Raw genomic sequence first — 20868 nt, 5'->3', positions numbered from 1 at the left:
AGTATTTATGATAACCTTGAATCTGTAGATAATAGGAGGATGGAATTTTATGGCAACTCAGTTTACTGATCAAGAAGAAGTCAAATGTTCTTTTTGTGGTAAAACTCAAGATCAAGTTAAAAAAATGATTGCTGGCAACGGCGTTTATATTTGTAATGAATGTGTTGCTTTGTCAAAGAAAATTATTGACGATGAATTAAAAGCTGATGTGGTTAAAGAAGCAAAAGAGCTTCCTAAACCAATGGATATCAAAAAACAACTGGATGATTATGTTATTGGACAAGATCGCACTAAAAGGGTCTTATCAGTCGCTGTGTACAACCATTACAAGCGAATAGGGTAAATGGATATTGATTCATCAACACAGCTCCAGAAGTCTAATATTGCCCTTATTGGGCCAACTGGTTCAGGGAAAACATATTTGGCTCAAACTTTAGCTAAAATATTGAATGTTCCTTTTGCTATTGCAGATGCAACTACCTTGACTGAAGCTGGTTATGTTGGTGAAGATGTTGAAAATATCTTGCTTAAATTATTGCAAAATGCGGATTACGACATTGAAAGTGCCCAAAGAGGAATTATTTATATCGACGAAATTGATAAGATCTCTAAAAAGGCTGAAAATGTCTCAATTACTCGTGATGTATCTGGCGAAGGGGTTCAACAGTCTTTATTGAAGATTTTGGAAGGTACTATTGCTTCTGTTCCGCCACAAGGTGGCAGAAAACACCCACAGCAAGAAATGATTAGAATGGATACTACCAATATTCTATTCATCGTCGGTGGAGCTTTTGATGGTATTGAACAGATCGTTAAAAATCGTTTGGGTAAAAAGACAATCGGTTTTGGCGCAGAAAACGAAGTTAACAAAATTGACGCAGATGATTGGACCCATTATTTAACTACCGGTGACTTGGTAAAATTCGGCATGATTCCAGAATTTATTGGACGTATTCCAGTGATTTCCACTTTAGATAAGTTGGATAGTGATGATTTGGTAAGGATCCTAACTGAGCCTAAGAACGCTTTAGTTAAACAATACCAAAAACTCCTTTCACTTGATGATGTTCAACTTACTTTCACTGATGGTGCTTTGCATGCAATTGCTGACCTTGCAATTGAACGTAATATGGGGGCCCGTGGATTAAGAACGATTATTGAAAATGCCTTAATAGATATCATGTATCGGACTCCAAGTGAAAATGACATTGAAAAGGTTGAAGTAACAAAGGATGTCATTACTCGTAATGCGCAACCGCGAATCACCCGCAGAAAAGATGAAGAGCAGGAACAAAAGGCAAGTACAAATGAAAATTAATAGTAGTGAATATGCTGTTAGTGCAGTAAGAGAAGACCAATACCCTAAAGATGATTTGCCTGAAATTGCCTTAGCTGGCCGTTCTAACGTAGGAAAGTCCAGCTTGATCAATACTCTAGTAAATCGCAAAAACTTGGCTAGAACCTCTTCTCAACCTGGTAAAACGCAAACTTTGAACTTCTATCTGGTTAACAAATCGTTTTACCTTGTAGATGTGCCTGGCTATGGTTATGCAAAAGTTTCGCAAAAAAAGCGTCAAGAATTTGGCGAAATGATTCAAGATTATTTGGAGACTAGAGCTAATTTAAAGGGATTGATCATTTTAGTTGATAGTAGGCATGTACCTAGCAAAGATGACCAATCGATGTATGAATACGCGCAATATTTAAATTTACCGATTTTGGTTGTTTGTACGAAAATCGATAAACTTAAAAAGAGTCAACTTACTAAGGTAAAAGCTAATTTAAAGAAAGTTTTTGATCTTTCTTATGATAATGTATCGGTTCTAACTTTCAGTTCGGTCACAAAAACTCATGTAACTGAATTAGGCGATTGGATACAAGAAAAAATTGCAGAATAAAGAACACTTGAGACTGTTAAAGTTTCAAGTGTTTTTTTAACGATGATTCTTAGGCATTTTTTACGTTGAGCAAGGAGTTCGCCGATTAATTTGAAGAAACCGTAAGCAATGAGCAATATTCCTAATATAATGACTGATTGGCGCGTAAAGTAGCGGGGACTAACGATAATGATAATACCGATTGCAAAAGCAACTACGGATTCGATTGCGACGATAATTTTTCTAAAAATTCCAGTGATTCGGTGTAAAATTATTTGCCGTAAACGTACGTAAGAATAGATGACTAAAAATGTTCCAAGGAAGTAGTGTGCTAAAAACAGCATTACTTGATTATTGGAAATTAGGGCAATGGACAATGCAAAAACAAAAAGCCAACTAATAATGAAAAAACGCTTCTGTTTTTGTTTTAAATTAGAATTTGCAGTTGATAAAATTTGATACGCACTAAAACCGATTCCGGCCACAGCCACTAAAGACCCAAATGCTTGGAGTGAATACTGTGGTGCAGTTATCGTAATAATTCCCAAAATCAGTATGATCCAACCAATGATTGAGTCAACAGTAAATAAAATTCTAGGAATACCGCGACTTTTAAGTGATTGCCAAATAGCTGAGAATAAATTGCCAAAAACAAACCGAGTTCGTCTTGATGAATTGGTAAATGACAATAAAATAGCACCAAAACCGCCAAAGCCATTCTTGCTCAATTGATTGATTTTAGTAGCACCGCTGGCACCTAGTGCAGCGAACAAATCATTGGTCAACGATTCTCTTTCAGGCAGAGTTGCGTCACCAATCCAGTCGTTAATTAGTTGATTGTAAATCCGTGATTGCGGATTGCGGTGATTTTTGGTTACAAAATGTGAACCGGTAATCTCCCAACTAAAAGCATCATGCTGACTTAAAGTTTTTAGGGAACATTACATCTTCTCCAATCTAAATAATCTATTTCAATTTTAACTTAATTAGAAAAATAAGTTCATAAAAACGAACCAGCTGAAGAAAATTTATAAATTAATAACATAATAGATTTTTACTATTTTTTTAGGACAAAAAATTGATATAATGACTGCAACAAACATTTTTGGGAGGAAGAATATTTGATTACAGTTACCGACTTGAGCCTGATTTTATCAGGCAAGACTTTATATGAAGACGTTAATTTGAAATTTACGCCAGGCAACTGCTACGGAGTAATTGGTGCTAATGGTGCCGGTAAATCAACTTTTTTAAAGCTGCTGGAAGGCAAGATCGAACCTTCAACAGGGGCAATCACGATTGATGCCAATGAAAGAATGTCCAGCCTCAACCAGGATCACTTTGCTTTTGATAACTTTACTGTTCTGGATACGGTTATCCAAGGCCACCAAGAATTATACCGAGTAATGAAGGAAAAAGATGCTTTATACAGCAAACCTGATTTTAGCGATGAGGATGGGGTTAAGGCTGCTGAATTGGAAAGCAAATTTGCGGAACTAGACGGTTGGAATGCGGAAGCTGATGCTGCAAAATTATTGCAATCGATGAATATTCCCGAAAAAGATTATCAAAGTCTGATGAAGGATCTTCCTGAAGCAGAAAAAGTTAAAGTTCTGCTAGCACAAGCATTATTTGGCAACCCGGATATTTTGCTTTTAGATGAACCGACTAATGGGCTGGACGTGCATACCGTCGAATGGCTAGAAAACTTTTTAGCGGATTATCCTAATATTGTGATTGTCGTGTCGCACGATCGTCATTTCTTAAATCAGGTTTGTACCGAAATTTGTGATGTTGATTTTGGCAAAATTCAGTTGTATGTGGGCAATTATGATTTTTGGTATGAATCAAGCAAATTAGCGGCAGAACTTGCAGCGAATCAAAATGCCAAAAAAGAAGAAAAGATCAAGGAACTGCAAGAATTCGTTGCCCGTTTTTCAGCTAATGCTTCTAAGTCACGGCAGGCCACTTCACGAAAAAAGCAATTAGAGAAGATAACATTAGATGATATTCGTCCATCTTCTCGTAAATACCCGTTTGTTAAGTTTGAACTGCATCGTGATTTGGGCAATGATTTATTAAAAGTAGAAGATGTTTCTTACAGTGTAGATGGTAAGGAAATTTTAGATCATGTTTCTTTTATCATTCGTCCAGGTGACAAAGTGGCATTTCTTTCACGCAATACTTTGGCTATAACAGCATTAATGGAGATTATTGCTGGCAAGGTTAAACCCGATACAGGAACTGTGAATTGGGGTCAAACGACATCATTTAATTACATGGCACGTGATTTAAATGCCAACTTTAATAACGATGAGTTAACAATTCTTGATTGGCTACGACAATATGCAAATAAAGAACAAAATGATAATACTTTTTTGCGTGGCTTCTTAGGAAGAATGCTTTTTAGCGGAGATGAAATCGAGAAAAAGATTAGGATCCTTTCTGGAGGAGAAAAAGTTCGTTGTCAATTATCCAGAATGATGCTTCAACCAGCTAATGTCTTGATTATGGACGATCCAACCAATCATTTGGATCTTGAATCCATCACTTCACTGAACGATGCGCTAAAGACTTATCCAGGTTCAATTCTCTTTACTTCACATGATCATGAGTTTATTCAAACGATTGCTGATCATATTATCGAAGTGGGACCGAAGAGCTTGGTAAATCAAGCAGAAACAACTTACGATGAATTTATTAATCGACCTGAAATTCAGGAACAAGTAGATAAAATTTATTAGTAAAAAAGAGGTCTCGCCAGAGAACTCTTTTTTACTTTTTATCAGCTTTATCTGATTTCTTTTCGTCTTTTTCTTCTTTTTTGCGCTTGTTCATTGGTGACTTTTTAGGATCTGGAACAACTGCAAATTTATCAAGCATCTTATTCAAGTTGTTTGGATTATCAAAAGTTAAGCCCATGGGTATCATCCTTTCTGCAATTATTATAAAAAATTTTGCTGATTTATACCAGGAAAAGACTAAATTTACCATAATTGATTTACTTATATACATAAATATCTTACAATTAAATCGTGATATAGATATTACAGATAGATCTATAAAAATAAATCTAAAATAGGCTTCGGCCTATCTTTTTTTGAGGTAAAAATGAGAGTCACGTATTTCTTTATTGCAGTTGCCGTAATTGCGTTAATTTTTATTCTTTTTCGCTCAGAAAATAAGTTTCAGTGGGTGAAGGCTGGATTGCTTTTTGCCTTTTTGATTTTGTTTAGTACTATCAATTTTTTGCTCTTTTTTTCTAATCAGCTATTTGCTGATCAATGATCATGACAATTTGCATGTTTATTTAGGAAATTTGTTTTTGCTGCCGGCTTTATTCGTCATTCTATCAGAAATCTTGCTTTACTGGGGGATGAGGCTAGCTAGTCGTTTCTTCAAGTTTTCGGCAACGACATTGACCTTAATTGAATATTATATTCAGTGGTGCTTGATTTATGTGACAGTGTATCAGGCAATATTTTCCAATATCAAAAGGATTTCTACGATTGCTCAATTCATAAAAGTAGGGAATTTTCTGGATCCGAATCTGATTGTTGTAATTGTTTTACTGTCATTCATTTCGGCCTGGATTGGTATTATTTTATATAAAAAGCATAGCAAATTAATATAAAAAAGGATTGGAGTTTTTCCAATCCTTTTAATTTTTCTATTTCAATTTTGCACTTTTAAGCAGTTCGTTCATTTTTTGATAGAATAGTTTCTTATTTGCTTTGGTAACTAAAGTTACTTCACGTCCTGATGGAGTTTCATCAAAACTGCCGGCACTAAGACCATCAGTGATTACCTTCGCCTTTGCCGTCCGCGTTTCGACAATTTCCGGATAAAGGGCACTCATTGTTGTTAGCACGTCCCAAAGAAACAATCTGGCGCTGGGCACTGACACGATTAAACTGTAGGCCTGCCCAACTAAATCCATGGCAGGATATTTTCTTAAACTAGCCCAATGCTGACGCAATTTATCGCTTAGTGGAAGTTCTTCCGTGCTTTCTAATCCAACCATTTGAATTGGAATATTAGAAGCGAAAACTCTTTTTACCGCATAAGGATCCCAGAATGAATTCCATTCCTGTGTACCATCAGCGTTAACTTGTGCTACGTTTCCGTGTCGATTAAGTGAGCCACCCATCCAATATAGTTTAGCAATTTTTTCTTCAATACTTGGATCATAATCAAGTGCTCTTGCTAAATCAGTTAAAGGGCCGGTCATGATTAATGTGATTTTTTTATCAGCATTTTTAATCTTTTCAGCTAAATCAAGATGCGCTGGCAACTTTGCTTGCTTTGTCTGGATTGTGCCTTTTTCATTTAACATTGGTAAATAGTTGAACGAATAGGTAGCCATACGCCATTCATGTGGAAATTGGTTGACCGCTCTAGAATTGGATTTGGCAATTTCTAGATGATCATTTCTTAAGTTAAAACGATCCGTCAACTTGCGACAAGCTTCGACTGATGGATCGATGTAACCGTCAGCATCAATCGCCCCAACACCAAGCAATTTGATTTTAGGAGCTTGCAGCAGCAAAAGGTAAGAGACTAAATCGTCGATATTGCCATCGTGATTAAAATATATTTCTTTCATCGCTAAAACCTTTCAAAGTCTTTTTTGTTTATTTTAACAGCATAATGAAAATCCGAAAATAGCATAAAAAAACATCCCCGCAGGGATGTTTTTTAAAACGATTATTAATCTAAATCTTTACCGTTCGATTGGATAACTTTCTTGTACCAGAAGAAGGAGTCCTTACGTGAACGACCAAGAGTACCTTCACCGGCATCATTTTTATCAACATAAATAAAGCCGTAGCGTTTATCCATTTGGCCAGTTCCGGCAGAAACAAGGTCGATGCAGCCCCATGTAAGGTAACCCATTAAGTCAACGCCATCGAGTTCAACAGCCTTTTCCATTTCTGAAATGTGATTTCTTAAGTAATCAATCCGGTAATCATCGTGAACTGAACCATCAGCTTCAACCTTGTCGTAGGCACCCAAACCATTTTCAACGATGAATAAAGGCTTGTGGTAACGATCTTGCAATTGATTCAAGGCAATTCTTAAACCTTCTGGGTCAATTTCCCAGCCCCAATCGCTACGCTTTAAAGTTGGGTTCTTAGCAATAGCTTGAGCTAAATCGGTTAAGTCGTCTGGCTTTACCTTTTCTGAAGAAACGGTTGTTGTCTGGTAGTAAGAAAAGGCAACATAATCAACTGTTCCTTCCTTTAAGACAATTCTGTCTTCATCGGTAATATCTGGACGATAGCCATTTCTTTCAATATAAGCTTCAACAGCATTTGGATATTCACCAAAGACATGAACATCTGAGAACCAATCCCGACGTTGTTCAAACTTATCAGCCAATAAAACGTCATCGGATGATGGGGTAAGTGGACGAACAGGTGAATAGTTGATCATACAACCAATCTTGAAGTTAGGATTGATCTTGTGTCCAACTTTGACTGCCAAAGCAGAAGCCACTAATTCATAGTGACCAGCTTGATACATTGCTGCTTCTTTTTCTTCATCAGTCATGCCATCTTTAAATAAAATACCAGAGTTGGTAGCCATCAAGAAATCATTGTTGAAACTGGTTTGGTTATTAATTTCATTGAAGGTCATCCAATACTTAACTTTGTTCTTATAACGTTTGAAACAAACAGTGGCAAAACGAACAAAGAAGTCAATCATCTTTCGGTTGGTAAAACCGCCGTATTCCTTAATCAAATGGAACGGAATTTCGAAGTGAGAGAGGGTAATCACTGGTTCGATTCCATATTGATGACAGGTATCAAAGAGATCGTCGTAAAACTTCAAGCCTGCTTCATTTGGCTCTTTTTCATCACCCTTAGGGAAGATTCTGGTCCAAGCAATTGAAGTTCTAAAAGCTTTGAAGCCCATTTCAGCCATCAATTTAATATCTTCTTTATAGTGATGGTAAAAATCAATTGCTGAATGGTTAGGGTAGTTCTTGCCAGGGATGACGCCATCGGTAATTTCACGTGGTTTGGTTGCTGAACCAACTGTCATGACGTCGGCAACAGACATGCCTTTACCATCTTCATTCCAAGCACCTTCGAGTTGGTGAGCAGCTACAGCTCCACCCCATAAAAAGTTCTTTGGCATTTTTGCTGAATACATATGAATAAAACCTCACATTCATAAATCAAAATAAAATAATTAACAATCTTTTTCTTATTTGCTTTATACTAATAAACTCTCTTTTACATTATCAGCCATCTGTTTTAGTTCTTTCTTGGCGCCATGCTTGAGCTGAACATTGTAGAGCCAGTTATTGAACTTGCCATGACTAGCTGGATCATAGTTTTTAATTTCTTCAGAGAAAGTTATCTTGACGCCGTTTTCGGTGTCTTGTGTGTGGTAGGAGATGAAGACATCCATGCGTGAATTTTTGAAACTTGCTTCATAGGCCTCGCCACGTTTATAAGTTGTGATAACAGTTTCAATATCATCCTGCTGATAGCGAATGCCAGAAACCAATTTAACTGGCATATCGTTATTGCGGGATTTTTTTATGCTATAGATCAATTGCTTATCTAGGTAGTTAAAAAAATCATTAGCAGTAAAATTAAATTCTTTAATTATTGTAATCATAAAAACTCCTTTGTCGTCTAAAACCTATTGTTTTCGACGATTGTGTAGTCACGCTGATCATAGCGGTTTCGACTAGTTGATCGGATCACCGTTAGTAAGCCAAACGATTTGCTCCAATTCCAACATTGGATCACTCTTTTTAGCGTTTAAGTACTTCTGATCGTACTGATCCGCTTTGCACGCACGAATTTTACGATAAGCATGACCAAATTTCAGCTTTAATTCTTTATGGATATATTGATAGATTGATTTATGAAGAATGTTTTCGTCAAGATTTGGTACAAGCTTAACAGGCATATAAGTATGTTCGATAATTAAAGGCGAGTCATCGACAATTCTTAAACGAACAATATTGTAAACTGGTTCTGAATGTTTAAGACACAAGTATTTTTGAATGTTTTCATTTGGAAATTCAACATTAAACTTGATTATCTGGCTTTTAACATTATCGCAGCCTAGCAAATTGCGTAAGCCCGTGAACATGTTAGCAGGTGAATCATATCTAGTTTGAATTGGAATGGTACCTGAGACGTAAGTGCCCAATCCTGATTGCTTGTAGACCAAGCCTTTTCTTTCCAAGCCATCTAATGCTTTTTTTACCGTCAAACGACTGACGCCTAATTCCTTGGCCAAACTTTCCTGGTCGGGAAGAGGCTGACGAGCCTGATAGGTTCCATCGTTGATTCTATCATTAATTATTTTCGCAATTTCCAAGTATTTTGCTTTTGCCATTATTTCACCATCTTTGTTTAGGTTTGAGTTTATAAAAAGAGATGCTACATAATTTACTATTAATTCTAGCATTTATGTAGCATCTCTTCAGAGAAATTAAGCCTAATCCTATCTATTTTAGGAAGCGCTGTCAAATGCTGAACGAATTATAGGTATTTTTAGAATAAAGGATTAAAATAGAAGTAAAAGATATTGTGCAAAGGAGATTTTTATTATGACTGATGCAATTTTAACCAGACAATCTGTACGTAAATTTAGACCTGATAAACTGACTGAACCAGAAGTCACTCAATTAATTGCGGCTTTTAATGCTGCACCATGTGGGATGCACCAAACCGATGTCATGCAAGCTAGCGTTATAAAGGATGATGCATATTTAAATAAAATTGAAGATGCTTGCGATCATGCATGCTATGATGCACCACTGCTTTTTGTTATTGCTACCAAGGCTGATAGTCAATTTGGTGAGCGGGACGCATCAGTTGCTGCTGAAAATATTATGGTCGAAGCAAACAGTATCGGATTAGGTTCTGTTTATGTAATGGGCGCAGCTTTTTCTATTGATAAAGATGTTGCTTTAAAGAAAGAACTGGGAATTGACGAAGGCTACAAGATTCAAGTTATCGTCAGTGTCGGATATCCAAAAGAAAAACCGGAAGCTGAGGACCGCTCTAACCGTTACAAAGTAACTATTAAATAATAATATTTATGTAAAGTAGGTAAAAATGAGAATCGCGGTTTACTTAACAGGTGGGATTGCTTGCTATAAAGCGATCAATGTCGTGCGCTTGCTCGAAAAAAAGGGTCATGAAGTCAGAGTAGTAATGACCAAGAATGCTGAAAAATTTGTTACTTCTGCAACATTAGCTTCTTTGACTAAATATCCGGTTTTAGATGATCTTTGGTTAAAAGAAAATGAAGCTCAAATTCCACATGTTTCATTGGCCCGCTGGACTGAATTAGCCTTAGTAGTGCCAGCCACAGCCAATTTTATTGCGAAAATGGCGAATGGGATTGCAGATGACGCTGCCAGTACGACTATTTTGGCAACTCAAGCACCTAAATACGTCGTTCCAGCGATGAATGATCAAATGCTAGCTAATCCGGCGACCCAACGAAATTTAGCTTTCTTGAAGGAAAATGATGTTAAGATCCTTGATCCAGTAATTGGCGTTTTGGCTGAAGGTTATAAGGCTAAAGGAAGGATGCCCGAACCAGAAGCAATTGCCTCTTGGATTGAACAAAATTTACGTGAGACTCTGCCTTTAACCGGTAAAAAAATTATTGTAACTGCCGGTGGAACTAGGGAACCAATCGATCCAGTCCGTTTTATTGGCAATCGTTCCAGCGGGAAAATGGGAATTGCAATTGCCCGGGCTGCAAAAAGAGCAGGAGCAGACGTTTGTTTGATTTATGGCTCAATTAGCGTGGCGCTGCCTAAGGGAATAAGGCTGATTCATGCGGAAACAACTGAAAAAATGTTATCCGCTGTTCAAGAAGAATTTCCTAAAGCAGATGCACTAATTATGGCGGCCGCAGTAGCAGATTGGCGTCTTAAGAAAGTTGCTGATCAAAAAATAAAAAAGAGTATGGATCAAGCCAATTTAGATTTAAGCCTGGTTAAGACACCAGATATTCTTAAAACGGTCAGCAAAAATAAACGTAAAGATCAACTGGTAATTGGCTTTGCGGCCGAAACGAATGATTTACTGAAAAATGCCCAACGTAAATTAAAAGAAAAGGGAACAGATTACATTATTGCCAATAATGTGTCCACGGACAGTTTTGGCAGTGATGAAGACAAAATTTCTATCTTAGGCCAGGGAAAGCCGGTATTTGAACTACCTAGAATGAAAAAGACAAAAGTGGCTGACAAAATAGTAAATTTGCTGCAAAAATCTTTATTTATTAGGTAAAACACCCCTTGCTATTAATCAAAATTAAGCTATCATTGTAGTTGTAGGAATTAAGATACTGAGGAGAAAGAGTTGACAGATAAAGCGGTCAGCCCTTTCTTTTTACCTATTTTGTTTGCCAAGCAATAACACAAGTTCAAATGGGAACGTGGCTGCTTAATAATGACGAGGCCCAAAAAAGTCGTTCGTCAGGCCATTCTTGTGTCTATAAAGCGTTTGATACTGCAAGAGATTACGGTAATGAAGTTGGAGTTGGCAAGGGAATCTGGAATTCTTATATTTTTCCTGACAACCAAAGTTCCAACTGCAGTCAAGGATTATGAAGGAACCAAAAAGTCAATTGATGAAGCTTTGGAAAAGTTTAGTCTAGATTATATTGATCTTTTATTAATTCACTCTCCGCAACCATGGGTTGAAGTTAATCGTACTCCTGACCGACATTTTAAAGGAAATCTAGAGAATTGGCGAGCAATGGAAGAAGCTGTCAAGGCTGGCAAAGTTAGAGCTATTGGAGTTTCTAATTTCTTAAAGGAAGACCTTGATAACATTATTGATACTGGAACGATTAAACCAGCTGTTAACCAAATCGAAGTAAATATTGGCAATACTCCTTTAACGTTGATGAAATGTTGTCAAGAACAAGGAATTATCGTTGAAGCATATTCGCCTCTTGCCCATGGTCGCGCATTGACTAATTTGAAGATTAAGAAGTATGCTGACAAATATCATGTCAGTCCGGCACAATTAATGCTTAAATATGATTGTCAATGAGGGTGCGTTGTTTTACCAAAAACTGATAAGATTAACGATATGAAGCAAGATCGACAATTGGATTTTGAAATTGACGATAGCGATATGGAAGAACTTAAAAAACTAAGATTTTAGAGCACTATTTGAGAAAATAATGTTTTTTTGTGTATAAGGAAAATTGTTATGAAAAACATTAAGCTAAAAAACATTAAGCTAATTGCAATTGATATTGATGGCACTCTGGTCAATTCTAAAAAAGAGATTACCCCTGCAGTAAAGGAAGCTATTTTAAGTGCAAAAAAGCGGGGAAAGAAAATTGTGATTTGTACTGGACGCCCTTTGTCTGGTGCACAGCGCTATTTAGATGAACTGGGGCTAAACAATCAAGATGATCAATTTGTCGTAAGCTTCAATGGCGCAGTGACTGAATCAACAAATGGCAAAGTTCTGTTTAAACGAGGACTTAATTATTCAGAGTATATTGATCTTGAGGCAATCGCAAGAAAGCTTAGGTTGCATTTTCATGCAGTGGGTTTAAATAGAATATATACAGATAACCGTGATATAGGACATTATACGATTTATAACTCGAGAATCGTCAGACTGGAAGTTTCCTATCGAACTGCTGAAGAAATGCGGCAAATTCCAATAATCAAATGCATGTATATTGATAATCCAGAATATCTGGATGAAAAGATCAAGGACCCGCTTTTTGACCAGATGAAGAAGAGAGTAACTTTTTCTAAAACAGAACCATTCTATTACGAAGCAACTGCCGCTAATACAGATAAGGCAACTGGGCTAAAGGTTTTGTGCGAGCACTTGGAAATTAAGGCAGAAAATGTTATGGCCTTGGGAGATCAAGCTAATGACATGCCAATGATCAAGTATGCTGGCCTAGGGGTTGCGATGGGCAATGCTGTAGCAATTACCAAGAAAAATGCTGATCAAATTACGACAGATTGTAATCATGATGGAGTAGCAAAAGCAATTAATGCAATTCTCAATAAGTAAATTGCTGAAAGTATGCGCGAGGGCGTTTTCCTTAACATGAGTGAGTATGATAACCAAGGATATAGTATTGAAAGCAAAACTCTAGGCATTTTAGGTTTAGGCAGAATTGGTTCTCAAGTAGCAAAATTCGGTAAGATGCTTGGAATGAAGATTATTTATCATAATCGCCATCAAACAGAAAATGACATTGATGCTAAATATGTTGATTTAGATACGCTTTTAAAAGAAAGTAACTTTTTATCTTTGAATGCTCCTTTAACTGAAGAAACACGTCATATTATTGATGCTGCGGCTTTATCTAAGATGAAAGATACTGCTTTCTTGATTAACGTAGCTTGGGGCAGATTGGTTGATCAAGCAGCCTTAGTTGATGCCCTTAAATCTGATGAAATTGCCGGTGCTGGTTTGGATGTCTTTGAGAATGAAAATGAAGTCGATGAAGAATTAGCAGGTCTTGATAATGTAATCATGACACCACATGTTGGTAGTGCAACTCATATGGCAAGATACAATTTGTCTAAAGAAGCAAGTAAAAATATTATTTCTTATTTGATCGATGGTCAAGCCTTGAATCAAGTAAATGCATAATAAAAAATACTAGTCTTGATCGACTAGTATTTTTTATTAATATATTTTAAATTATGTAAAGTTATTTACTTTCCAGCTGACTATGGTGATAGCCATAAACAAAATAGATAATAATTCCGATGATCAGCCAAATACCAGCCATGATGAAAACATCGGTGTTTAACTGAAAAATCATAAAGATGCAGCATAAGCCCGAGACAACGGGAACATAAGGATAGCCTGGAACTTTAAAGCCAACATTTTTAATATCTGTGCGCGAACGCAATCTGATAATGCCAAATGAGACAAGAGTAAATGCAAACAAGGTACCGAAGCTGACCAAATTGGTTAGCTGATCGACAGAAAAGAACGCAGCACCTAATGCGATTACAATTGTTACTACCAAAAGTGCTAACTGTGGTGTATGGTGTTTGGCATCGATTTTACTAAAAACGTGTGGTAATAATCCATCTCTTGCCATCGCGTAGATTAAGCGTGAGCTAGAGTAGATCATCGTCAACATCATTGACGCCATTCCGACTATTGCTCCTAATGACAAAAGTTCAGCCAGCCAGTCCTGATGAACATACTGCAATGCAAAAGCAACTGGATTAGCGATATCAAGTTTGGTGTAATTAACCATCCCTGTTAAAACCAGAGATACTCCCATGTATAAAATTACTGCCACAGCTAGCGTTCCAATGATTCCTAATGGCATGTTTTTTTGTGGCTTTTTGACTTCGGCAGCAGAACTGGATACAACATCAAAGCCTAGGAAGGCAAAGAAAACTGTAGTTGCTCCTTTGAAGACCCCCGCCATTTTGTATGGCAAAAAGGGATGATAATTGCTAGGTTTAATAAAATTCAAGCCAACAAAAATGAAAATCAAAATAATCGTAATTTTAATAATGACTGCCGTGTTATTGATTTTAATTGAACTTTTCATTCCTTGCGCCAGCAGCAATGCAATTAAGAAGATAGCTACTACCGCGATAAGGTCAAAATACACGCCTTGTTTTGGATTAAAAGGACCAGGCACTGCTTTAGGCAACTTTATTCCGAATGGTTTAATAAAGGCTGTAAAATATGATGACCAACCAGCTGCTACTGTGGCCACGGCGAGCATGTATTCAAGAATCAGCGCCCATCCCATTAACCAGCCAATGAATTCACCATAGATGATATTGCCGTAAGAATAAGCTGAACCAGCTACAGGAATTGATGAGGCAAATTCAGCGTAGCACATTCCTGCTAAAACACAGATTACAGCAGCTACCAAAAAGGAAAGGCTGACGCCAGGACCGGCAGTAGTTGCTGCCACAGTAGCAGGCAAAATAAAAATACCGGTGCCAATTACAGCTCCGATACCCATGGCCATTAGATCAAAAGCAGTCAACGTTCTTGAAAAATTAATATCCTCTCCTAAATAAGTTGTGATTTTTTGCTTTCGGAAAATATGCAGTTTCATGTTTATCGTACTTTCATTATTTTTTTAAACGTTTTTGGTACCAGCGATAAGCACCAAAGAAAACTAGTGTTGCTAAAACGGCGACGACGATTAATGAATAATCTTCAAAAATAGTAACAATTATCTGCCATTTGCTGCCCATATATGCACCTAAGCAAATTAGGACGGTATTCCAAATTAAACTGCCTAGCGTGGTTAAAACGAGAAACTAAGTTTTATTTACTTAGCAATTCCGGCTGGGATAGAGAGATTAGGCTGCGAATAACCAGGACAAAACGACCAAAAAAGATCGTTTTGATGCCGTGCTTGTCAAACCACACGATAGAACGCTTAACATCGTCCTTTTTGAAGCCTAATTTTTTAAAAAGAGGATGCGCAAATAATTTGGTTAATCTTTCTTCAGTTAGCAAACTGCCAATCCAATAAAGAATGATTGCTCCAATTTAAAGAGCCAATCGTAGAAGCAATTACTAGACCAACAATATTCATCTGCGTTTTGCCAGTCATAAAGCCGCCAAATGAAAGAATTACTTCTGAAGGAATTGGCGGAAAGACGTTTTCGATGGCAATCAGCAAAGCGATCGCCAAGTATCCAAAATGATCAATTAATGAAAAAAATCCAGGCAGACATATTAGCTCCTTAAAAGTTATATTAATAAAAATATATCAAACAATCAGTTTCAAAGCGATCTTTCTTTTGGCAAATGTGTAAAATAATGGAAAAATTTATAAATATGTTAAAATTTGAATGCAAAATAGAGGGGTGATTTTTTGGCAACTGAACTAATTGAAAACAAATTGAAATTCTTACCGGCCAAACCGGGATGCTATTTGATGAAAGATATTAACGGTACGGTGATTTATGTTGGCAAGTCGAAAAATTTAAAAAATCGTGTTCGTTCATATTTTAAAAGCAAGCAAGTTGGCAGAAGAGCTGAATTAGTTCGTGAAATTCATGACTACGATATCATTACTGTTTCTACTGATAAAGAGGCCTTTCTGCTTGAAATTACTCTCATTAAAAAATATCAACCTTATTATAATGTGCAATTAAAGCAGGGAACAGGCTATCCTTATATTGAAATTACTAACGAACGTGATCCGCAAACCAAGCTGACCAGTGTGGTTCATAAGGATAAAGGCTATTATTTTGGACCGTATCCTAATGTCTATGCGGCACAGGCAACGCTTAAGTTTATTCAAAAAGTATTTCCATTGCGCCGTTGCAATGGCTATCAAGGCAGACCGTGTCTTTACTACCATATGGGACAATGTCTGGGAGCTTGTTTTAAAAAAGTGCCTGAAAAAGAATATGCAGAGCAGATCAAGAAAATAAAAAGCTTTCTAAATGGTGATATTGGCTGGGTTAAACAAGACTTAACGCAAAAGATGGAAACAGCTTCGCAACAATTAGAATTTGAACGAGCAGCGGAAATTCGTGATCAGTTAAAATATATTGAGGAAACAGTCGAAAAGCAAAAAATTATTTCTAATGACAACACTCAACGCGATATTTTTAATTTCTATGTTGATAAATCTTGGCTGTCAGTTCAAATCTTCTTTTTACGGCAGGCTAAACTATTAAGACGAGAAACAAGAATGTTTCCCTTGACTGATGCTGGTGAACCGGAAGATGAATTTGTTTCGTTTATCGTTCAGTTCTACAATCAAAGAAATCGTGTATTGCCAAAAGAAGTTTTAGTTCCCAAAGGAATTGACAATGAAGATTTATCCGAAGTCTTGCACGTGCCGGTGAGAACTCCGCAACGAGGCCAAAAGCGTGCTCTGCTTGAGATGGCTAAAGACAACGCTAAGCTAAAACTCGATGATAAATTCCGTCTGCTAGAATTAGGCAATCGTAAAACCAAAGGCGCGCAAAAAGAAATTTTTGCAGCTTTAGGTTTGCCTTACGGTCACATTATTGAAAGTTTTGACCACTCGCATATTCAGGGAGCGGATCCGGTATCGGCATTAGTAGTGTTCAAAGATGGTGAAACTGACAAGACTTCATATCGTAAATATAAATTAAAAGGTGAAGTTGAACATCAGAACGGTGGCGATGAATTGCGCAATACTCGTGAGGTAGTGCGCAGACGTTATGGCCGCTTACTAAGAGAGCATAAAAAGATGCCTGATTTAATTTTGATGGATGGTGGTCAGATTCAGGTCGAGGCTTGTGAAGACGTTTTGCGCAATGAGCTTAATCTGAACATTCCAGTTGCCGGTATGGTTAAAGATGATAAGCATAGAACCAATCACTTATTATTCGGCGATCCGATTAATGGGCAACCGTTTAAACTAATTCCAATGGATCCAAAATCGCAGGGCTTTTATTTAATGACCAGAATACAGGACGAAGTGCACCGGTTTGCGATCACTTTTCATAGAAGAACTCATGCTAAGAATGCTTTATCTAGTCGACTGGATTCAATTAAGGGTATCGGCCCAAAGAGTCGCAACAAGCTTTTGCGTCAATTTGGCTCAATGAAGAAAATCAAAGAGGCTTCAATTGATGAATTAAGAAATGCTGGTTTGACCCTAACCCAGGCACAATCTGTTAAATTAAGTTTGTAATCTCTGAAAGAATAGCTTATTATAGCCATTTCTGTGTTATTATATTAAAGTTAGAAAGACGGAAGGAGTTTTCACATGCCAACATTTGTAGATCAAACAAAAATTGAAGTTCAAGCCGGAAAAGGCGGAGATGGCATGGTTGCTTTCCGCCATGAAAAATTCGTCCCTAACGGCGGTCCAGCTGGTGGTGATGGCGGTCGTGGCGGCAGCATAATTTTTGTGGCTGATAGCGGCTTAAGAACATTGATGGACTTTAGATATCGGCGAAAGTTCAAGGCTGATAATGGTGAAAACGGTAGAATCAAGGCACAATATGGTCGTGCTGCCAAGGATCTTTATTTGAAAGTTCCTGTTGGTACGACAGTATATGATTTTGATACTAACGAAGTTATTGGTGATTTGGTTGAGAATGGTCAAGAGCTTGTGGTTGCTAAAGGTGGCCGCGGCGGAAGAGGAAACATCCATTTTGCTAATAGTGTTAATACTGCACCAGAAATTGCTGAAAATGGTGAGCCTGGTGAAGATCGCGTTCTGCGTTTAGAGCTGAAAATGTTGGCTGATGTCGGTTTGGTCGGCTTTCCTTCAGTGGGCAAATCAACTTTGCTGTCAGTAGTAACCAAAGCCAAACCAAAAATTGCGGCATATCAATTTACTACGTTAACGCCAAACTTGGGCATGGTAATCTTGCCTGATGGTCGCGACTTTTCAATGGCAGATTTGCCAGGATTAATTGAAGGTGCGAGTCAAGGCGTTGGCTTAGGGATGCAGTTTTTACGGCATATTGAACGTACCAAGGTTATTTTGCATTTAGTGTCAATGGATCCAAACAATGGTCGTGAAGCAATCGAAGACTATCATGCTATTAAGAAGGAATTGGCTAATTACACCACTGACTTAACTAAAAAACGCGAATTGATCGTTGCAACGCAAATGGATATTCCTGGTGCTGATCAGAAGTATCAAGAATTTAAGGATGCATTAGCACAAGAGAAGATTGGTGAACCGGTTTATGCGATTTCCAGCGTAACTCATCAAGGCATCAATGAATTAATGCGCGATGCAGCTAACTTAGTAGAAAAAGTTGAAGAAGAACGCAGCCAAACTGAAGAAAAACCAGTGTCTGTTCAGAAGAATAAAGAATATAAATTCAAAGCACCAAAGACTAATGAGTTTACAGTTGAAAAAGTGGATGAACATGCATTTATCGTTAAAGGTGAGGGACTTGAACGATTGGTGCAAAGAATCAATTTGGATCACCAAGATGGAATTATGCTACTTGCACGTAAATTGAACAATCTTGGCGTTGATGAGGCCTTAAGAAAAGCTGGCGCAGAGAATGGCGATGATGTTGCAATTGGTGACTTTAACTTTGAATTTGTACAATAACTTGGAGAGTATTTGAGAATTTAATAATGAAAAAGAATCGGTTTATTACAGGATATTCGGGGCTCAGAGCATTAGCGGTAATTGGCGTTATTCTATATCATCTTGATCCGAATACGTTTGGTGGTGGCTATCTTGGCGTACTGATCTTTTTTGTGCTTTCAGGATATCTGGTTACTGACCATATGCTGCGGTCATATCAGGAAAAAGGTAGTTATGATAATAAACGATTTTACCTGCATCGGATTAAACGCTTATACCCGCAGTTAATTGCTGTATTGTGGCTTTCCTCTGCCTGGATAGTACTTTTTCAAAGAAATTTACTGGCAAAATTAAATCAAATTGTTATCAGCAATTTGCTGAATGTTTATAATTTTTGGCAAATTTTAAATGGTCAAAGCTATTTTGAAAGATTTGTCAGTAATGAATCACCATTTACGCATTTATGGACGATGTCCATAGAAGGGCAATTTTATATTCTGTGGCCAATTGTCATCTTTTTATTAGTAAAATTTGCTCATTCTCGTAAACATATTTTTTGGATCATATTTGCCTTTTCACTGCTTTCTGCGTTAGAAATGGCAATTCTTTACCTTAGAGGGACCGATATTAACCGAATCTATTATGGTACTGATACTCGCTTTTTCTCACTTGGACTAGGTGCTGCAATGGCAGTGATCTGGCCAGTTGAAGATTTGCGGTCATCGATTGCAAAGCGTAATAGTCGAATATTGGATCTGACAGGGTTGATTGCTTTTGTTGGCATGCTGCTCATGTTCTTCAGCAGTACAATGAACCCACAAACAGCATTTACATATTGTGGTGGAATGCTCATCTTCTCCATTTTGACGACAATTATGATTGCAATTATTGCGCATCCAGGCAGTCATTGGAATCGAATCCTTACTAATCCTGTCTTCAGTTGGATAGGTTCTCGCAGCTATGGAATATATCTGTATCAATTTCCGGTTATGATCTTCTTTGAAGATAAGATGACTGATATTGGCGATCACGCTACTCTTTATCATATTATTGAAATAATCTTGATATTGTTAATCAGCGAAGCAACTTATCGTTTGATTGAACGACCAATGGGACGAATTACGTGGCAAGGCACCAAAAATTATTTCAGTCATTTATTTGATATGAGAAATAATAATTGGTCTAAAAAAGTTATGGCCGCTTTTGTCGCTTTTGTTTTAATAATTGGCAGCATTGGAATAGCAATTTCACCAACAGCTAAAAGCGTTGACTTCAATAAAACGCAATTAGCTAAGAGAATTAAAGCCAATTGCGCAAAACAGCAAAAAGATAATCAAGCACTAATTAAAAAATTTAAAAAGACACCTAAGAAACAAAAGACAAGCAAGGTTGTTCAAAAGGCCAAAAAAGAAGCCAAAAAGCATCCAGTGAACAAGAGCTACGTTAAATATGGTATTTCTCAAGTTGATTTACAGTTGGCTCAACAAATGCCAGTAACGGCAATCGGCGATTCCGTAATGGCCGGCTCAAGCAATGACTTAAAGCAGTTAATGCCTAAGGCAATCATTGACGCTGCTGTGTCAAGGCAAATGAATGTTGCTTTTGGATTGCTAAGCAGCTATCAAAATCAAGGTGCACTTGCTGATAATGTCTTAATTGGTTTAGGAACCAACGGACCTTTCTCAATGGGTGATTTAGATCGATTGATGAATCAGGTTGGAAAAAAGCGGCATGTGTTCTGGATTAATACTCATGTACCAACTAGACAATGGCAAGATCAAGTTAATAGCTTGCTTGACCAAGCCCAAAAACGTTATGACAATCTTACGGTTATTAATTGGTATGGATATTCAAAGAACCATCCAAATTGGTTCTATCAAGATAAAACTCACCCTACGCCAAAAGGATCGAAATATTATAGTGCATACATTGTAAAAACAATTGTGAAGAATGCAAAATTTTAGAATAGGAA

The 20868-nt window shown here is 37.2% G+C and carries 13 protein-coding genes and 7 pseudogenes; 12 read left to right on the top strand and 8 right to left on the bottom strand.

Annotation, left to right across the window (positions count from 1 at the left end):
* The first annotated feature begins 49 nt into the window (after positions 1–49).
* Together clpX and yihA are read left to right on the top strand one after the other, a co-directional pair.
* A pseudogene (gene clpX / locus D0Z64_RS03910) lies at positions 50–1318 on the top strand (ATP-dependent Clp protease ATP-binding subunit ClpX).
* Positions 1308–1898, top strand: coding sequence for a ribosome biogenesis GTP-binding protein YihA/YsxC (gene yihA / locus D0Z64_RS03905; RefSeq protein WP_006351458.1), 591 nt, complete (start codon positions 1308–1310; stop codon positions 1896–1898). Before clpX ends, yihA begins: the two are co-directional and overlap by 11 nt.
* 36 nt (positions 1899–1934) lie before the next feature.
* On the opposite strand, the pseudogene D0Z64_RS03900 reads toward yihA, so the two are convergent.
* Positions 1935–2809 (bottom strand): annotated as a pseudogene (locus D0Z64_RS03900) (DUF308 domain-containing protein); the annotation flags it as partial.
* A 189-nt stretch (positions 2810–2998) separates the two neighbouring features.
* Here D0Z64_RS03900 and D0Z64_RS03895 point away from each other — a divergent pair.
* Positions 2999–4621 carry an ABC-F family ATP-binding cassette domain-containing protein gene (locus D0Z64_RS03895; RefSeq protein WP_080881448.1) on the top strand — a complete coding sequence of 541 codons (1623 nt, stop codon included), beginning with the start codon at positions 2999–3001 and terminating at the stop codon, positions 4619–4621.
* Between the two features lie 31 nt (positions 4622–4652).
* Here the strand turns inward: D0Z64_RS03895 and D0Z64_RS08325 are convergent, their stop codons facing one another.
* A complete protein-coding gene (locus D0Z64_RS08325; RefSeq protein WP_164476934.1) occupies positions 4653–4799 on the bottom strand; it encodes an SPJ_0845 family protein in 147 nt (48 codons plus the stop codon).
* A gap of 189 nt (positions 4800–4988) precedes the next feature.
* Here D0Z64_RS08325 and D0Z64_RS08515 point away from each other — a divergent pair.
* Positions 4989–5511, top strand: a pseudogene (locus tag D0Z64_RS08515) (SA1002 family membrane protein).
* A gap of 36 nt (positions 5512–5547) precedes the next feature.
* Here D0Z64_RS08515 and D0Z64_RS03885 read toward each other — a convergent pair.
* The 4 genes and pseudogenes from D0Z64_RS03885 to D0Z64_RS03870 form a co-directional block, all read right to left on the bottom strand.
* Positions 5548–6483, bottom strand: coding sequence for a nucleoside hydrolase (locus D0Z64_RS03885; RefSeq protein WP_080881447.1), 936 nt, complete (start codon positions 6481–6483; stop codon positions 5548–5550).
* A gap of 104 nt (positions 6484–6587) precedes the next feature.
* Positions 6588–8036, bottom strand: coding sequence for a 6-phospho-beta-glucosidase (locus tag D0Z64_RS03880; protein WP_080881446.1), 1449 nt, complete (start codon positions 8034–8036; stop codon positions 6588–6590).
* A gap of 63 nt (positions 8037–8099) precedes the next feature.
* On the bottom strand, positions 8100–8510 hold the full coding sequence (locus D0Z64_RS03875) for a DUF3284 domain-containing protein (RefSeq protein WP_080881445.1): 411 nt from the start codon (positions 8508–8510) through the stop codon (positions 8100–8102).
* A 17-nt stretch (positions 8511–8527) separates the two neighbouring features.
* Positions 8528–9242, bottom strand: a pseudogene (locus D0Z64_RS03870) (GntR family transcriptional regulator).
* A 214-nt stretch (positions 9243–9456) separates the two neighbouring features.
* Here D0Z64_RS03870 and D0Z64_RS03865 point away from each other — a divergent pair.
* The 5 genes and pseudogenes from D0Z64_RS03865 to D0Z64_RS03845 form a co-directional block, all read left to right on the top strand.
* Positions 9457–9942, top strand: a complete 486-nt coding sequence (locus D0Z64_RS03865; protein WP_080881443.1) for a nitroreductase family protein — start codon at positions 9457–9459, stop codon at positions 9940–9942.
* Positions 9943–9967: 25 nt separating this feature from the next.
* Complete coding sequence (gene coaBC / locus D0Z64_RS03860; RefSeq protein WP_080881442.1) at positions 9968–11158, top strand: bifunctional phosphopantothenoylcysteine decarboxylase/phosphopantothenate--cysteine ligase CoaBC; 1191 nt, start codon at positions 9968–9970, stop codon at positions 11156–11158.
* Positions 11159–11298: 140 nt separating this feature from the next.
* Positions 11299–12043: pseudogene (locus D0Z64_RS03855) on the top strand (aldo/keto reductase family protein).
* Between the two features lie 48 nt (positions 12044–12091).
* Positions 12092–12922: a sugar-phosphatase gene (yidA, locus tag D0Z64_RS03850; RefSeq protein WP_080881441.1), complete on the top strand. Its 831-nt coding sequence runs from the start codon at positions 12092–12094 to the stop codon at positions 12920–12922.
* 9 nt (positions 12923–12931) lie between these two features.
* Positions 12932–13510, top strand: a pseudogene (locus D0Z64_RS03845) (NAD(P)-dependent oxidoreductase); the annotation flags it as partial.
* A 61-nt stretch (positions 13511–13571) separates the two neighbouring features.
* Here the strand turns inward: D0Z64_RS03845 and D0Z64_RS03840 are convergent.
* Together D0Z64_RS03840 and D0Z64_RS03835 are read right to left on the bottom strand one after the other, a co-directional pair.
* The gene (locus D0Z64_RS03840) at positions 13572–14957 is read right to left on the bottom strand and encodes an APC family permease (RefSeq protein WP_080881439.1); all 1386 of its coding nucleotides are present in this window, start codon (positions 14955–14957) and stop codon (positions 13572–13574) included.
* Between the two features lie 16 nt (positions 14958–14973).
* Positions 14974–15584, bottom strand: a pseudogene (locus tag D0Z64_RS03835) (DedA family protein).
* Positions 15585–15728: 144 nt separating this feature from the next.
* Between D0Z64_RS03835 and uvrC the strand changes: the two are divergent.
* The 3 genes from uvrC (at position 15729) to D0Z64_RS03820 (ending at position 20860) form a co-directional block, all read left to right on the top strand.
* Entirely contained in the window at positions 15729–17531 is a 1803-nt protein-coding gene (uvrC, locus tag D0Z64_RS03830; RefSeq protein ID WP_080881438.1) for an excinuclease ABC subunit UvrC, read from the top strand.
* A 75-nt stretch (positions 17532–17606) separates the two neighbouring features.
* Positions 17607–18917: a GTPase ObgE gene (obgE, locus tag D0Z64_RS03825; protein WP_127345650.1), complete on the top strand. Its 1311-nt coding sequence runs from the start codon at positions 17607–17609 to the stop codon at positions 18915–18917.
* A 26-nt stretch (positions 18918–18943) separates the two neighbouring features.
* Positions 18944–20860 (top strand): acyltransferase family protein, encoded by a 1917-nt coding sequence (locus D0Z64_RS03820; RefSeq protein WP_080881436.1) that lies wholly within the window; start codon positions 18944–18946, stop codon positions 20858–20860.
* The last annotated feature ends 8 nt before the right edge of the window (positions 20861–20868 follow it).

The sequence above is a fragment of the Lactobacillus amylolyticus genome (genome assembly GCF_003999355.1).
In the GTDB taxonomy this organism is placed as follows: domain Bacteria; phylum Bacillota; class Bacilli; order Lactobacillales; family Lactobacillaceae; genus Lactobacillus; species Lactobacillus amylolyticus.
Note: the sequence above shows the minus strand (reverse complement) of the source record. Positions and strands in the feature narration are given on the sequence as shown.